The organism is Streptomyces rishiriensis, assembly GCF_003112535.1.
In the GTDB taxonomy this organism is placed as follows: Bacteria; Actinomycetota; Actinomycetes; order Streptomycetales; family Streptomycetaceae; genus Streptomyces; species Streptomyces rishiriensis.
In genome coordinates, this window is the sequence record NZ_BEWA01000019.1 from 49,074 (window position 1) to 62,391 (window position 13,318).

At 69.7% G+C, this 13,318-nt stretch carries 13 protein-coding genes; 8 read left to right on the plus strand and 5 right to left on the minus strand.

Going from position 1 to position 13,318, the window contains the following annotated elements; genetic code table 11:
* Positions 1-95 precede the first annotated feature (95 nt).
* The 3 genes from Sri02f_RS30425 to Sri02f_RS30435 all read left to right on the plus strand — a co-directional run bounded on the left by Sri02f_RS30425 (position 96) and on the right by Sri02f_RS30435 (position 2,717).
* On the plus strand, positions 96-1,001 hold the full coding sequence (locus Sri02f_RS30425) for a LysR family transcriptional regulator (protein ID WP_109004548.1): 906 nt from the start codon (positions 96-98) through the stop codon (positions 999-1,001).
* Between the two features lie 87 nt (positions 1,002-1,088).
* Positions 1,089-1,571 carry an NUDIX domain-containing protein gene (locus tag Sri02f_RS30430; protein ID WP_109004549.1) on the plus strand — a complete coding sequence of 161 codons (483 nt, stop codon included), beginning with the start codon at positions 1,089-1,091 and terminating at the stop codon, positions 1,569-1,571.
* Between the two features lie 279 nt (positions 1,572-1,850).
* Positions 1,851-2,717 (plus strand): GNAT family N-acetyltransferase, encoded by an 867-nt coding sequence (locus tag Sri02f_RS30435; RefSeq protein WP_109004550.1) that lies wholly within the window; start codon positions 1,851-1,853, stop codon positions 2,715-2,717.
* 70 nt (positions 2,718-2,787) lie between these two features.
* Here Sri02f_RS30435 and Sri02f_RS30440 read toward each other — a convergent pair whose 3' ends face one another.
* Complete coding sequence (locus Sri02f_RS30440) at positions 2,788-3,207, minus strand: GlcG/HbpS family heme-binding protein (protein WP_109004551.1); 420 nt, start codon at positions 3,205-3,207, stop codon at positions 2,788-2,790.
* A gap of 106 nt (positions 3,208-3,313) precedes the next feature.
* A complete protein-coding gene (locus tag Sri02f_RS30445; protein ID WP_109004552.1) occupies positions 3,314-4,531 on the minus strand; it encodes an MFS transporter in 1,218 nt (405 codons plus the stop codon).
* A 145-nt stretch (positions 4,532-4,676) separates the two neighbouring features.
* On the opposite strand from Sri02f_RS30445, the gene Sri02f_RS30450 reads away from it, so the two are divergent.
* Together Sri02f_RS30450 and Sri02f_RS30455 are read left to right on the plus strand one after the other, a co-directional pair.
* On the plus strand, positions 4,677-5,147 hold the full coding sequence (locus Sri02f_RS30450) for a MarR family winged helix-turn-helix transcriptional regulator (protein WP_109004553.1): 471 nt from the start codon (positions 4,677-4,679) through the stop codon (positions 5,145-5,147).
* A gap of 10 nt (positions 5,148-5,157) precedes the next feature.
* Positions 5,158-5,610, plus strand: a complete 453-nt coding sequence (locus Sri02f_RS30455; protein ID WP_109004714.1) for a GNAT family N-acetyltransferase — start codon at positions 5,158-5,160, stop codon at positions 5,608-5,610.
* 82 nt (positions 5,611-5,692) lie between these two features.
* Here the strand turns inward: Sri02f_RS30455 and Sri02f_RS30460 are convergent, their stop codons facing one another.
* Positions 5,693-7,075, minus strand: coding sequence for a serine hydrolase domain-containing protein (locus tag Sri02f_RS30460; RefSeq protein ID WP_109004554.1), 1,383 nt, complete (start codon positions 7,073-7,075; stop codon positions 5,693-5,695).
* Between the two features lie 142 nt (positions 7,076-7,217).
* On the minus strand, positions 7,218-7,898 hold the full coding sequence (locus Sri02f_RS30465; RefSeq protein ID WP_109004555.1) for a TetR/AcrR family transcriptional regulator: 681 nt from the start codon (positions 7,896-7,898) through the stop codon (positions 7,218-7,220).
* A gap of 69 nt (positions 7,899-7,967) precedes the next feature.
* Between Sri02f_RS30465 and Sri02f_RS30470 the strand changes: the two genes are divergently transcribed.
* Both Sri02f_RS30470 and Sri02f_RS30475 read left to right on the plus strand, forming a co-directional pair.
* Positions 7,968-9,077, plus strand: coding sequence for an FAD-dependent oxidoreductase (locus Sri02f_RS30470; protein ID WP_109004556.1), 1,110 nt, complete (start codon positions 7,968-7,970; stop codon positions 9,075-9,077).
* A gap of 188 nt (positions 9,078-9,265) precedes the next feature.
* Positions 9,266-9,841 carry a dihydrofolate reductase family protein gene (locus tag Sri02f_RS30475; RefSeq protein ID WP_109004557.1) on the plus strand — a complete coding sequence of 192 codons (576 nt, stop codon included), beginning with the start codon at positions 9,266-9,268 and terminating at the stop codon, positions 9,839-9,841.
* 91 nt (positions 9,842-9,932) lie between these two features.
* On the opposite strand, the gene dnaB is transcribed toward Sri02f_RS30475, so the two are convergent.
* The gene (gene dnaB / locus Sri02f_RS30480) at positions 9,933-11,411 is read right to left on the minus strand and encodes a replicative DNA helicase (RefSeq protein ID WP_109004558.1); all 1,479 of its coding nucleotides are present in this window, start codon (positions 11,409-11,411) and stop codon (positions 9,933-9,935) included.
* Positions 11,412-11,869: 458 nt separating this feature from the next.
* Between dnaB and Sri02f_RS30485 the strand changes: the two genes are divergently transcribed.
* Entirely contained in the window at positions 11,870-13,207 is a 1,338-nt protein-coding gene (locus Sri02f_RS30485) for an MATE family efflux transporter (RefSeq protein WP_167467652.1), read from the plus strand.
* The last annotated feature ends 111 nt before the right edge of the window (positions 13,208-13,318 follow it).

Genomic DNA, 13,318 nt, shown 5'->3' on the forward strand with positions numbered 1-13,318 from the left:
GTGTCCAATCACAGTAGCGACAGGGGCCTATCGACTTATTTATAGTTGGTCCCTGTCTGAAAGCCCGGCGGAAGGCGGGAGGGGGAGGACGTTCCATGGATCTGGCCTTGCTGCGCACCTTTGTGACCGTGCACCGGGCCGGCTCCTTCACCCGCGCCGCCGCGTTGCTGGGCCTGTCCCAGCCGGCCGTCACCTCCCAGATACGCACGCTGGAGCGTCAGCTGGGCCGCCCTCTGTTCCTGCGGCAGGCCCGCGGTGTGACGCCGACGAGCATCGGGAACGAGCTCGCCCACAAGGCTGCTCCCCATCTCGACGCCCTCGTGGAGATCGCCGAGACCGGCCTCGACGACGAGTCCGCCGTGCGCACGCTGCACCTCGCCGGCCCCCCCGAGTTCACCGCCGAGCGGGCCCTTCCCGCGCTCGCCGAGTTGTCCGGCGACGACGGTCAGGGGTTTGCCCTGCGCGCCTCTTTCGGTAACGCCGAGGAGGTCCTGGAGGGCCTGGCCTCGGGCCACCACGACCTGGCCATCAGCACGGCCCGGCCCCGTGGAGCGCTGCTCACGGCCACCCCGCTGTGCGACGAGGAGCATGTGCTGGTCGCCGGTTCTCAGTGGGCCGAGGAGATCGACACCGGGAGGCTGCACCGCAAGGACGCGTCCGCGCTGGAGCATCTTCCCGTCGTCGAGGTGCATGAGTCGCTGCCCCTGGTCTCCCGCTACTGGGCGTCCGTCTTCGACGCCCTCCCCGCCGCCTCGGGCACCGTCATCGTTCCCGATCTCCGGGCGGTCCTCGCCTGCGCGGTCGCGGGAGCGGGGCTGGCTGTTCTGCCGCGTTACTTGTGCGCGACCGCGCTCGCACGCGGCGACGTCGTCGCGGTGTACGAGCCGGCGGTGCCACCGCTGCGGACGTATGTCCTGGCGGTGCGTACCGGAACGCTGGCGATGCCACATGTCGCGCGAGCCCACGACTGGCTGCTGGGTGCGGCCGCCTCGTGGTGCTGACCCCGCAGACGGCGAAGTCACGGGATGAGCTCGACCAGTGACCTTTCGCGATGTTTCACGTGGAACCAGCGGGGCCACATTCCTCCCATGACCGTCCGACCCGTGGTCAAGCGCACCGCACGAGCCGTTCTGCTGGATGGCGACAACCTGATCCTGATCAAGCGCACCAAGCCTGGTGTCGATCCTTACTGGGTGACGCCCGGTGGCGGGGTCGAGCCGGACGACGCGACGGTCGTGGACGCACTGCACCGGGAGGTGTACGAGGAGCTCGGCGCCAAGATCACGGATGTGGTGCCCTGCTTCGTCGACACCGTCGAGCACATCAGCGCGGACGGCGGTGCGACCGGAGTGAAAGTGCAGCACTTCTTCGTCTGCCGTCTGGAGTCCATGGACCCGGCGCTGCGGCACGGACCCGAGGTCGAGGAGCCTGCCGGCGAGTACGAGATCGTCCGTGTGCCGTTCACCCGGGTCGGCATCGCTTCCGTCCACCTCGTGCCGCTGTCGCTGCGGCACTACCTGGACGGCAACATCGAGGGTGTCCGGGCCATGCACGCCCCCGACCTCGGCTGAGGGAGAAGGCCTGCGGGCCACGTCCGGGCCTCTCTCCTGGTCCGCGGTCATCGAACCGCTCGCCGACCCGAGCCGGATGACGTCACCGGGCCGGGCGCGCTGCACGAAGGCGTTGGAGACCCAGCCCGCAGGGGCGGTCTTCGTCTCCGATCCTCTGTTTCACGTGAAACAGAGCCCGCCTGTCGACGCACGACCTCGGAGCCGTGGCATGGCCAAAAGCAGGCCCGTCCAGAGGAATCAGGTGGACGCCGACCGCACGGTTCGGACAGCCTGACCTGCGTGCCGACTCCTTCTCTCACCGCTCTGCCCATTCGCCGTCTGACACACCGCGACCTCACCGCGTGCGCCGACCTGTCCGAGGATCGGGGGTGGCCTCGCGAGGAGCACAAATGGGGCTTCCTCCTTTCCGCCGGGCAGGGCTATGGCATCGACGATCCCGCCGGAGGTCTCGTCGCCGCATGCGTCGTCACCGAGTACGGTCCGCACGGGCGCCCTCGTCTCGGCGCCATCGGCATGGTGCTGGTCGCCGAGCGGTACGCCCGGCAAGGTGTCGGCCGACGGTTGATGCGGCATGTCGTGTCGCTGATGGGTGCCATCCCCCTCACCCTGCACGCCACCCCGAACGGCCTTCCGCTCTACGAAGAGCTGGGGTTCAAGTCCACAGGCCGGGCGGAAATGGTCTGCGGGCACTTCACCGCGCCCGAACGGTCCTCAGAGGTAATCACCCGTGCGGCCACGGCCGAGGACCTCCCTTCGATCCTGCGACTCGACGACGAGGTGTTCGGCGCCGATCGCACGCATGTGATCGCCCGCCTGCCCGCCTTCGCCGATCACTTGCGGGTCGCGGAGGACGAGGGCCGGATCATCGGCTACGCAGCCGCATGGCCCAACATGGCCACCCAGGTCGTGGGCCCGTTGATCGCGCGGGACACCGAGACCGCGAAGGCCCTTCTCGCCTCGCTCGCCGCCTGCACGGACCGGCCGCTGCGCACCGACGTCGACGTACGGCACGAGGAACTGCTGGACTGGGTGAAGGGGCACGGTCTGGAATCGGTGGCCTTCAACTCCGTGATGACCTACGGAATCGCGGAGCTTCCGGGCGACTGGCGTCGCCGCTTCGCTCCGCTGACGGTGGCGGCCGGCTGACGGCACACGGGCACACGCAGAGCGCCGACCCCCTGGCCTGGGAGGCCGGCGCTCTTCATGGGGCCCAGCGTCAGTTGAGTGCCTTCACGGCCGCCGCGGCGAAGCCGTGGTCCTGCTCCGGGGCGCCGCCGCCGACCCCGATCGCCCCGATCAGCCGGCCGTCGCGGTGGACCGGCACACCGCCCGCGATGAACAGCAACGGCCGGTCGAGCGCGGTGGGCAACGTGTGGAAGAGGCCGCCGGGCTGAACGGCGTCCACGAGGTCCGCGGTGGCGGCGTTCAGCTGAAGCGCGGTGTACGCCTTGCGGGTGCTCGTCTCCCCGGAGATCAGTACCGCTCGGTCGTCCCTCCGAAAGGCCAGCAGATGGCCGCCCGCGTCCAGGACGGTGACGCTGACCGTGACCCCGGCGGCCTCGGCGGCGGTGCGCGACGCCGCCACGAGGGCTTCGGCGTCATGGATGGTCAGGGGCGCGGCAGTGGTGGTGTTCATAACGTGGGTGCTCCTCGGGGTGCTGTGATGCTGTCGGAGGCGGGTGGGAGGGCTGGACGGGTGGCGACGCTCGCCGGGCGGCCCTGGCCCGGAGAACCGCACGGGCTCAGTGCTGGACGGCCGTCTGCCGCTCGGCGGCGGTGCTGCCGGCGCCGGCGTGCCCGGATCCGCCACGGGCGCTGTCACGGCGCTCCAGCGCTGCCGAGACGACGGCGAGCACCAGGGCGCCCGCCGCGAGGGCGGCGCCGACCCAGTTCGGGGCGGTGTACCCCAGTCCGGCGGCGATCACGAGGCCGCCGAGCCAGGCGGACAGCGCGTTTCCGAGGTTGAAGGCGCCAATGTTCACCGCTGACGCCAGCGTGGGGGCACCGTGCGCCTGGTCCAGGACGCGCTTCTGCAGCGGCGGGACCGTCGCGAAGCCCAGGGCGCCGATCAGGGCGATCGTGACGGCCGCCAGGACTTTGTCGTGGGCGGTGAGCGTGAAGAGCGCCAGGACGACGGCCAGGGCCCCCAGGGAGACGTACAGCATGGGCATCAGCGCCCGGTCGGCGTACCGGCCGCCGATCAGGTTGCCGCCGACCATGCCCAGACCGAACAGGACCAGCAGCCAGGTGACGGAACCGTCGGCGAAGCCGGCGACGTGGGTCATCATCGGCGCGATGTAGGTGATCGCCGCGAAGACCCCGCCGAAGCCGAGAACGGTCATCGCCATGGCGAGCAGAACCTGGGTGTTCTTGAACGCTGCCAGCTCGTGCCGCAGGCGCACACCCTCCGTCCGTGGCATCTCGGGCACCAGCCTGGCGATGCCGACGAGCCCGACGACACCGAGTGCGGCGACGACGGCGAAGGTGACCCGCCATCCGGCGTTCTGCCCGACGAGAGTGCCCAGGGGGACGCCGACCACGTTCGCGACAGTGAGCCCGGTGAACATCATCGCGATGGCCCCGGCCTTCTTGTCGGCGGCGACCAGGTCGGCCGCGACGACCGAACCGATGCCGAAGAACGCGCCGTGGGCGAGTGAGGCGATCACACGGCCGATCAGCAGAACGGCGAAGACCGGGGAGACCGCGGAGAGGAGGTTGCCCGCGATGAACAGGCCCATCAACAGCATCAGCATCCGTTTGCGGGACACCTTTGTCCCGAGGACCGTCATGAGCGGGGCGCCGAACAGGACCCCGAGCGCGTAGCCGGTCACGAGGAAGCCGGCCGTGGGGATGGAGACGCCGAAGCCGTCTGCGATCTCGGGCAGCAGGCCCATGATCACGAACTCGGTCGTCCCGATTCCGAAGGCCCCGATCGCGAGGGCCAGAAGCGCGAGAGGCATGGGGTGTGACACCTTCCCAAACGATTGCAGGAGCGCTTTACGAGCTCCCACAATAGTTGCACACGCGGGCTACCTGCAAGCGAGGGCAATTGCGAGGGTGCCCTATCCTGGGTGTCAGCCGTTCCGGGACGGAGGAGAAACGCCCATGACTGCGACGGACCCCGCACTCACCGCCCTCTCCCAGGGCTGGTGCGCCCTCTCACTGCTGCACGGGAGGATCGAGGCCCACATCGAACGCGCACTGCAGGCCCGCCACGACCTGAGCGTGCGCGAGTACTCCCTGCTCGATGTCCTCAGCCGACAGCACGAGGGCGACGGCGGGCATCTGCAGATGAAGCAGGTGGCCGACGCGGTCGTCCTCAGCCAGAGCGCCACCACCCGGCTGGTGACCCGGCTCGAGGACCGCGGGCTGCTCGAGCGCTACCTGTGCCCCACCGACCGCCGCGGCATCTACACCAACGTCACCGTTGCCGGTCTGAAACTGCTCGGCGAAGCCCGTCCGACCAACGACGCCGCCCTGCGCGAAGCCCTCGACGAGGCCGCCAGGAACCCGGAACTTGCCCCGCTCGTAAGGGTCGTGGAATCACTCAAGGCACCTGTGACCCTGCCTGCATAGAGTGGCCGCCATGGGAGATCTTGATATACGGGCCGCCGTCGCCGAGGACATCCCCGCGATCGTCGCCATGCTCGCGGACGACGCCCTGGGCGCACAGCGCGAGTCACCGGACGACCTCCGCCCCTACCTGGCCGCGCTGGAACGCCTCACCGCCGACCCGAACCAGCGCCTGGTCGTCGCCGTCCGCGAGGGACGCGTGGTCGGCACCCTCCAGCTCACGATCGTCCCGGGCCTGTCGCGGCGGGGCTCGACCAGGTCCATCATCGAGGGCGTCCGCGTGCACGCCGACGAGCGCGGCAGCGGCCTGGGCACACGGTTCATCGAGTGGGCGATCGAGGAATCCCGGCGGGAGAACTGCCAGTTGGTGCAGCTGACCTCCGACAACACGCGCACGGACGCCCATCGCTTCTACGAACGACTCGGGTTCGTGGCCTCACACGTGGGTTTCAAGCTGCAGCTCTGAAGGCTGCGCTCCCGGATAGGCACGCTACGCACAGCGGGGAGGTCCTGTTTCACGTGAAACAGGACCTCCCCGCTGTGCGCTTCTAGCCGATCCCCCGCCACCCCGCCGGGTCGACGCCGCCGGGCACGGCATCGCCCTCGTACGGCTGACGCGTGAAGACGAACGATCCCAGGTCGAGGTGATCCACGCTCCCGTCATCCCGCCGTACCGCCTGCAAGAGCTCTCCGGCGTAGTAACCCTCCAACCCGGTCCAGGTGCCGTCCCCGTTCGGCCGGAACCGCGAGCGCCGGCCGCCGCCGGACAAAGGCCCCAGGGAGAGCAGCCCGTCGGCCGTCACCCGCAGGGCGACAGGACTCGTTCCCCAGTACCACTGACCTGCCAGCTCCAGGACGGAACCCTCGATCTCCGGCAACGGACGCCACGGCTCAGGGATCCGCGGCTCGGCCTCAGCGACGATCCGCACGAGATCGGCCGCCACCTGCGACGTCAGCAGTCCCGACGTGCAGTTCGCGAGCACCACCGCGGCCACGTCGTCCGCGACGCCGACGGTGAGCGTGGCCAGAAAGCCCGGGACCGAGCCGGAATGACCCACGAGCAGCCGCCCGTCCCTGTGCTGGATCTGCAGTCCCAGTCCGTACGACGCGCCGTCCGCCAGCTCCGCCGGTCCGGCCGGCGCTGCGGGCGTCCCCATCTCGCGCAGGGTCTCAGCGCTCAGCACCCGGTCGTCGCCCCGCGCCAGAAAAGCGGCGAACCGTGCGAGGTCGCCGGTGGTGGACCAGAGCTGCCCCGCCGGCGCCATCCGCCCGAAGTCCTCGGCGGGCTCGGGCAGCATGACGTCGGCCCACGGATGCACCGCCCAGCCGCCCGCTGCCGGAGCCTGGGGGTGCGCGCTCGTGCGGCGAAGCCGCAGAGGTTCGAGGACTTCGCGCCGCAGCACTTCTTCCCAGGGCGCGCCGCGAAGCCGTTCCACGAGGGCTCCCAGAACGGTGTAGCCGGGGTTCGAGTAGTGGAACCGGCGGCCGGCCGGATGCGGGGCGGCTCGGTCGCCGAGGACGTCGCCGAGTTCGGGCCGCAGTGAGCCCGGGGTCCGTTCCCACCACGGGCCGGGCGTCTCGGCCGCCAGCCCGCCGGTGTGGGCGAGCAGTTCGGCGATCGTGACCGCGCCGGCCCCGGTACCGGGCAGGTGCTTCTCCAGCGGGTCGTCGAGGTCGAGCACTCCCTCGTCCCTCAGTCGCAGCACGAGGACGGCGGTGAAGGTCTTGGTGATCGAGCCGATCCGGTACTGCACGTTCTCGTCCGGGCCGTGCCCTTCGACCGAGGTCCGCGCCCCGTGCCACACAGCTCGCCCGTCCCTCACGACGGCGGCGACGAGCGACGGCGCCCGCCCTTCCGCCTGGGCCACGGCGATCCGGTGGAGCAGGGCACGCCGGGTGCCGGGCAGCAGATCTTCCTGAGGTGTCGTCATGGGGTCAGTCCACCGGGCGCCACGAGCGACGTCGAGTCCATTTCGCCCGGCACGCTCAGGGTCTCTCCGCTCGCGCGCCTTGCGTTGCCTCCACGCGTCAGCCCAGAGCTGCCGGTGCCCGGCACGGTCCTTCCGCCGCGCGTCACCTGGAGATGCGGGCCTCGATGCCGTCGAGCAGGAAGTCGAGGCCGATCCGGAAGGTGTGGTCGGCGTCCAGATGGGCGGCATCGCGCACCACCGTGGACAGCGCGGGGAACCGGCCGGTGGCCAAGGTTCGCTCCAGGTAGGGCCCGAGGGCGGCCTGCCAACGCTTCTCGTCCATCCCGGTGGCCCGCTCGGCACGCCGCTCGGCGATCTCCCGGCGGACCGCGCCGATCACGTACGCGTTGACCGCGGCGACCACCGGCATGACGGCGTCCAGGTCGACGTCGCCCAGTGCGGCCATCACGGTTTCCCCGCTGGCCAGCGCGTGCGGCCCGAGCTGGGGCCGGCCACCCAGGAGATCGGCGAGCCATTCGTGCTCGTGAGCGGCGTGCCGGGTGGCTTCCGCAAGAGAGCGGAGCACCTCCCGCCAGCCGGCTCCATCCGGCCGGATCTCGGCGTAGGCGGCGTCGACCATCAGGTCGAGCAACTCCGCCTTGCCGGCGATGTAGCCGTACAACCGCATCGGTCGGACGTCCAGCGCGGTGGCGACCTTGCGCAGCGACACGGCGTCCAGACCGTCCGCGTCGGCCAGCTGGATCGCAGCTCGCACGATCCGTTCCCGGCTCAACGGGGCCGGCACGGGTCGATTCGGTGGCTCCGGCCTCTCCCACACCAACATGCCGCTAACGATACATCGCATCAGGCGATACAGTGTATCGACCAGTACGGCGTATCGAAGGGGACAGTAATGACCATTGCCATCGTCGGAGCCGGCCTCGGCGGCCTGGCCCTCGCCCGTGTGCTGCACGTGAACGGCATGGAAGCCGTCGTGTACGAACGTGAATCGTCACGTGACGCGCGCGGTCAGGGCGGCATGCTCGACATCCACTCCGGCCAGCGGGCGCTGCGCGAGGCCGGTCTGATCGACGAGTTCTCCGCGATCGCCCGTGGCGAAGGCCAGGACATGCGTCTTCTCGAACCGGACGGCACCCTGCTGCTCCAGGAGGACACACCCGACGACGCCCCGCTGGAGCGACCGGAGGTCGACCGCGCCGACCTTCGCAACCTGCTGCTGGATTCCCTCCCCGAAGGCGCGGTGCACTGGGGACGCGCGTTCGAATCCGCCGACAACGGCCTGCTGCGCTTCGCCGACGGCAGCACCGCACCGTATGACCTGCTGGTCGGCGCGGACGGCGCGCAGTCGCGGGTGCGAGCACTGCTCACGGACGCCCGCCCCGCCCACATCGGCCAGAACGTCGTCGAGATCGGCATCCCCGACATCGACCGTACGCACCCCGTCCTCGCGGCGATGATCGGACGCGGCAACTACTGGGTGCTCGGCAACGGAGTGTCCCTGGCTGCTCAGCGCAACGGCGACGGCCGCGTCCGCATAGGCCTCAGCTTCTACAACACCGCCGAGGACTGGTTCGCCACCAGCGGGATCCCGTTCGACGACCCGGCCGCCGCCCGGGCGCGGCTGATCGACCTCCTCCCCGGCTGGGACCCACGGTTCACCGCGCTCATCGCGGCCTGCGACGACACGGTCGTGCCGCGCTCGATCACCACTCTCCCGGTCGGCCTGACCTGGCCGTCGACGCCGGGCGTCACGCTGCTCGGCGATGCCGCGCACCTGATGCCGCCAGTGGGAGAGGGCGCCAACATGGCGCTGCTGGACGGCGCCCTGCTCGGTCTCGCACTGGCCGCGCACCCGCACGACTTTCCCGCCGCCGTCAGAGAGTACGAGCGCGAGATGTTCGAGCGCACCAGTGCCGCCGCCCGGATGTCCGCGAACGTCCAGGAATTGCTGACGTCGCCGGACGCCGCCCAGAAAATGCTCGCCTTCTTCCAACCTGGCTGAGGCCAACCGGGTAGAACCGGGAAATCCTGCAGTCCGGGCAGCGCGTGCATCGGCTTGCCCGTGTCGGCCGAGTGCACCACGCTGAGCCCCGAGCACGAGGAGTACCGGCGAGCCCAGATCGCGCACCGATGAGTTTCCCGCGCCGCGCCGGTCCATACGCCGGACACCCACGGACGGAAGGCTGGGCCATGCGGAAACTGATCTACGGCATGAACCTGACCTTGGACGGCTACATCGCCGCGGCCGGCGACGACATCGGCTGGAGCGGACCGCCGAGCGAAGAGCTGTTCCAGTGGTGGCTCGACCACGAGCAGGCGAGCGGCCTGTCGCTGTACGGGCGCAAGCTGTGGGAGACGATGAGCTCCTACTGGCCGACCGGCGACCAGCAGCCCGACGCCACCCCGGCGGAGATCGAGTTCGCGCGGAACTGGCGGGACACGCCGAAGGTGGTGTTCTCCTCGACGATCGACAAGGGCGACTGGAACACCCGCCTGGTCACCGGCGACGCGATCGCCGAGATCACCCGGCTCAAGGCCGAGGACGGCGGCCCCATGGACATCGGCGGCGCAACGCTCGCCGGGGCGGCCATGCGCGCCGGGCTGATCGACGAGTACGTGATCGCCGCCCATCCGGTCCTGGTGGGCGGCGGCACGCCGTTCTTCACCGCGTTGGACAACTGGGTGAACCTGAACCTGGTGGAGACGCGGACGTTTCCCGGCGGCGTGGTCCTGACCAGGTACGAGACGAGGCGCGGGGCGGCTTGACCCGCCAGTCTCAGATCCGTGTCGGATATGCCATCGCTTGGCCATCGCTCGTGAGATCCGGCCACGAAATCTGAGTCCGTACCGCGGGAGATCAGGTCTGCGCCATGTCCACGAAGCGCGAGTAGTGGCCCTGGAAGGCGACGGTGATCGTGGCCGTGGGGCCGTTACGGTGCTTGCCCACGATGATGTCCGCCTCGCCCGCGCGCGGGGACTCCTTCTCGTAGGCGTCCTCGCGGTGCAGCAGGATGACCATGTCGGCGTCCTGCTCGATCGAGCCGGACTCACGCAGGTCGGACACCATCGGCTTCTTGTCGGTGCGCTGCTCGGGACCACGGTTGAGCTGCGAGAGCGCGATCACGGGCACCTCCAGCTCCTTGGCCAGCAGCTTGAGGTTACGGGACATGTCCGAGACCTCCTGCTGACGGCTCTCCGAGCGCTTGGAGCCGCCGGCCTGCATCAGCTGGAGATAGTCGATGATCACGAGCTTGATGTCGTTGCGCTGCTTCAGTCGGCGGCACTTCGCGCGGATCTCCATCATCGACAGGTTCGGGGAGTCGTCGATGTAGAGCGGTGCGGAGGACACCTCGGGCATCCGGCGGGCCAGCCGGGTCCAGTCCTCGTCCGTCATCGTGCCGGACCGCATGTGGTGCAGGGCGACCCGGGCCTCGGCGGACAGCAGACGCATCGCGATCTCGTTGCGGCCCATTTCCAGGGAGAAGATGACGCTCGGCAGGTTGTGCTTGATCGACGCCGCACGCGCGAAGTCCAGCGCCAGAGTGGACTTGCCCATGGCGGGGCGGGCCGCGATGACGATCATCTGGCCCGGGTGCAGCCCGTTGGTGAGCGAGTCAAGGTCGGTGAAACCGGTGGGCACACCCGTCATCTCGCCGCTGCGCGAGCCGATCGCCTCGATCTCGTCGAGGGCGCCCTCCATGATGTCGCCGAGCGGGAGGTAGTCCTCGCTGGTGCGCTGCTCGGTGACCGCGTAGATCTCCGCCTGGGCTCGGTTGACGATCTCGTCGACGTCGTCGTCGGCCGCGTATCCCATCTGCGTGATGCGGGTGCCTGCCTCCACCAGACGGCGCAGGACCGCCCGCTCGTGGACGATCTCCGCGTAGTACTCGGCGTTGGCGGCGGTCGGCACCGTCTGGACGAGGGTGTGCAGATAGGCCGCGCCGCCGACCTTGTTGATCTCGCCGCGTTTGGTGAGTTCGGCGGCGATCGTGATCGGGTCGGCCGGTTCGCCCTTGGCATAGACGTCGAGGATCGCCTGGTAGATCGTCTCGTGCGCGGGCTTGTAGAAGTCGTGGCCCTTGAGTACCTCGACCACGTCGGCGATGGCGTCCTTGGACAGGAGCATGCCGCCGAGGACGGACTGTTCGGCGTCGAGGTCCTGCGGCGGCACCCGCTCGAAGGCGGTTCCCCCGCCCTCCCACTCTCCGGTGTCGCGCCCGCGATCATGCTGGTCGTCCCGGCCGCGACCGCCGTCGCCGCGTCGGCGGGAAGCGGGGAGACGATCACTGGGGCCGCTGTCGGCCCAGGGATCGTCCAAGGGCTCGGAAATGCTCACCGAGCCACCTCCTCCCGTCCGCCGAGCGGACCTCGCCGTGCCTCTGTTCTACGGCACGGCACTGACAATTGAGATGCCCAACTCCGTTTGTGGCGCGCCGTTTTTGTGCGGGTTTCTTCGGCCGGCGGACGGAGCGGGCGCCGGACCACGGTAGGCCCGCGGGCACCGTCAGCCAATCTGGTTATCCACAGGCCATGTGGACGACGGCCCCGATGCTGTGGACAACCCTGCAAAACCTGTGCACGACCCGGTGGACAGTGCTGTGAACAAGCCCTCTACTTTTCTTTTCGACAGCCTCTGACCTGCACCTTCCTCATCCACCGGCTGTGCAGAAGAAAAAGTTGCCCCATTGGGCCAAGATCTCTTCGAACGAAGCCCGAGCGCGTGCGCCGCACACAGATCAGTAAGGGTCACCGAGCCATTGCATCTCTTACCTGTGGACGATTAGATTGGTGCTCATGACACAGGCTCCCGCGCCCCCCAGGGCCGCCCGGCGACAGCACGATCGAGAGATCGTCGCACTGGCCGTCCCGGCCTTCGGCGCACTCGTCGCCGAGCCATTGTTCGTCATGGCCGACAGCGCGATCGTGGGGCACCTGGGCACCGCCCAACTGGCCGGACTCGGCGTCGCCTCCGCTCTCCTCACGACAGCCGTCAGCGTCTTCGTCTTCCTCGCCTACGCCACCACCGCCGCAGTCGCACGCCGCGTGGGCGCCGGCGACCTTCCGGCGGCCATCCGGCAGGGCATGGACGGCATCTGGCTGGCGCTGCTGCTCGGCGCCGCCGTGATCGCAGCCGTCCTGCCCGCCGCCCCGGCCCTCGTGGAACTCTTCGGAGCCTCGGACACGGCCGCTCCCTTCGCGACCACCTATCTGCGTATCTCGGCACTCGGCATCCCCGCCATGCTCGTGGTGCTGGCCGCGACCGGCGTCCTGCGCGGCCTCCAGGACACGAGAACACCGCTCTACGTCGCCGTCGCGGGCTTCGTCGCCAACGCGGGCCTGAACGTCGGCCTCGTCTACGGCGCCGGCCTGGGCATCGCCGGCTCCGCATGGGGCACCGTCATCGCCCAGTGGGGCATGGCCGTGGTCTACCTCCTGGTGGTGGTACGAGGAGCCCGCCGTCACGGCGCGTCCCTGCGACCCGATGCGGCGGGCATCAAGGCCTCCGCCCAGGCCGGTGCACCCCTGCTGGTCCGTACGCTGTCTCTGCGAGCGATCCTGCTGATAGCCACCGCTGTGGCGGCCCGCCTCGGGGACGACGACATCGCGGCGCACCAGATCGCTCTGGGCCTGTGGAGCCTGCTCGCATTCGCTCTGGACGCCATCGCCATCGCCGGACAGGCCATCATCGGGCGCTATCTCGGGGCGGACGACGCCCAAGGCGCCCGGGCCGTCTGCCGCCGCATGGTCGAGTGGGGGATCGCCGTGGGGATTCTCCTCGGCTTGCTGGTGGTGCTCGCCCGGCCGCTGTTCCTGCCGTTGTTCACCAGCGATCCGGCGGTGAAGGACGCCGCGCTGCCGGCTCTTCTCGTGGTGGCGCTCTCCCAGCCCGTGTGCGGCGTCGTCTTCGTGCTGGACGGTGTCCTGATGGGAGCGGGAGACGGGCCTTATCTGGCCTGGGCGATGGTGCTCACCCTGGCCGTCTTCGCTCCGGCGGCCCTGCTGGTACCGGTCCTCGGCGGCGGCCTCACCGCTCTGTGGGGGGCGATGACACTGATGATGGTCGTGCGGATGCTGACGCTCGGGCTGCGTGCCCGTTCCGGCCGGTGGCTCGTCACCGGCGCGACCCGCTGACCGTTCCACGTGAAACGGACACCCGCCTCAGGTCTGGTGTTTCACGTGAAACAGGGCAAGCGGAAGGGGCCGCACCCAGTGGGTGCGACCCCTTCCCGGCTCTACGAGCCG

Excerpts from the sequence above, each read along its gene's own strand:
- Sri02f_RS30460 (WP_109004554.1), bottom strand. The coding sequence starts at position 7,075 with ATGACGACACCTCAGGAAGATCTGCTGCCCGGCACCCGGCGTGCCCTG.
- Sri02f_RS30465 (WP_109004555.1), bottom strand. The coding sequence starts at position 7,898 with ATGTTGGTGTGGGAGAGGCCGGAGCCACCGAATCGACCCGTGCCGGCC.
- Sri02f_RS30455 (WP_109004714.1), top strand. The coding sequence starts at position 5,158 with ATGGGAGATCTTGATATACGGGCCGCCGTCGCCGAGGACATCCCCGCG.
- Sri02f_RS30425 (WP_109004548.1), top strand. The coding sequence starts at position 96 with ATGGATCTGGCCTTGCTGCGCACCTTTGTGACCGTGCACCGGGCCGGC.
- Sri02f_RS30445 (WP_109004552.1), bottom strand. The coding sequence starts at position 4,531 with ATGCCTCTCGCGCTTCTGGCCCTCGCGATCGGGGCCTTCGGAATCGGG.
- Sri02f_RS30450 (WP_109004553.1), top strand. The coding sequence starts at position 4,677 with ATGACTGCGACGGACCCCGCACTCACCGCCCTCTCCCAGGGCTGGTGC.
- Sri02f_RS30440 (WP_109004551.1), bottom strand. The coding sequence starts at position 3,207 with ATGAACACCACCACTGCCGCGCCCCTGACCATCCATGACGCCGAAGCC.
- Sri02f_RS30485 (WP_167467652.1), top strand. The coding sequence starts at position 11,870 with ATGACACAGGCTCCCGCGCCCCCCAGGGCCGCCCGGCGACAGCACGAT.
- Sri02f_RS30475 (WP_109004557.1), top strand. The coding sequence starts at position 9,266 with ATGCGGAAACTGATCTACGGCATGAACCTGACCTTGGACGGCTACATC.
- Sri02f_RS30470 (WP_109004556.1), top strand. The coding sequence starts at position 7,968 with ATGACCATTGCCATCGTCGGAGCCGGCCTCGGCGGCCTGGCCCTCGCC.
- Sri02f_RS30430 (WP_109004549.1), top strand. The coding sequence starts at position 1,089 with ATGACCGTCCGACCCGTGGTCAAGCGCACCGCACGAGCCGTTCTGCTG.